This is a genomic window from Campylobacter sp. 1569 (assembly GCF_024723675.1).
Taxonomy (GTDB): Bacteria; Campylobacterota; Campylobacteria; order Campylobacterales; family Campylobacteraceae; genus Campylobacter_D; species Campylobacter_D jejuni_C.
On sequence record NZ_JANQDB010000053.1, the window covers coordinates 1 to 652 of the forward strand.

Genomic DNA, 652 nt, shown 5'->3' on the forward strand with positions numbered 1-652 from the left:
GTTTAAGGGCTTATGTAAAAAATTTACGAAAAATTTTAGGTAAAGATAGTATTGTTAATCAAAGGGGAAGAGGGTATTGCTATGTATGAAGCCAAGCGTGTTGCATGGCAAATTCTTTCTTTATATTTGGTAAGTATAGGAAGTGTTCTTATAGTGCTTTTTGGTGTATGGTATGCAAAGCTAATAGAAGAATTAGTAACTGAGCATAGTGTAAAGTTAAGACAAGAACACCGTTTTGTAATTTTACAAATGGAAAAATTGCGTTTTGAGCCTATAGAAAAGGGTGCTAGAAAAATTGCTCAAATTTCTAATATAAAATTTGCAATATTTGATAGAACAAAAGTCTATTTTTCTAATCTTGACTTGCCTGCTCAAACAACATTTTTTAAACTTAATAATACAAATATTTACAATAATAACACCTTAATTTATGTAGCTGATGTGAATTTAAATAATTTATTGCTTGCAAATACTCAAGGACAAAATGCTTTGGAGGTCTTAGGCGATGTTAATCGTCTGAGAGTTTTAGTGCAAGGTGATGATATCTCTAAAGAGCTTGGTTTTATAAGGTTTAAGGTGGCTTTGGCTATGATTTCTTCTTTGATTTTTGTAAGTATAATGGCTTATTTTATACTAAAATTTGCACTTAAAC

At 29.9% G+C, this 652-nt stretch carries 1 protein-coding gene and 1 pseudogene; both read left to right on the top strand.

The features are described 5' to 3' along the window. Window positions 1-89: helix-turn-helix domain-containing protein (locus CAMP5060_RS08135; RefSeq protein WP_337218206.1), on the top strand; the 89-nt coding region annotated here is incomplete at its 5' end. Next, window positions 52-652, top strand: a pseudogene (locus CAMP5060_RS08140) (hypothetical protein); the annotation flags it as partial. The gene CAMP5060_RS08135 and the pseudogene CAMP5060_RS08140, both read left to right, overlap by 38 nt.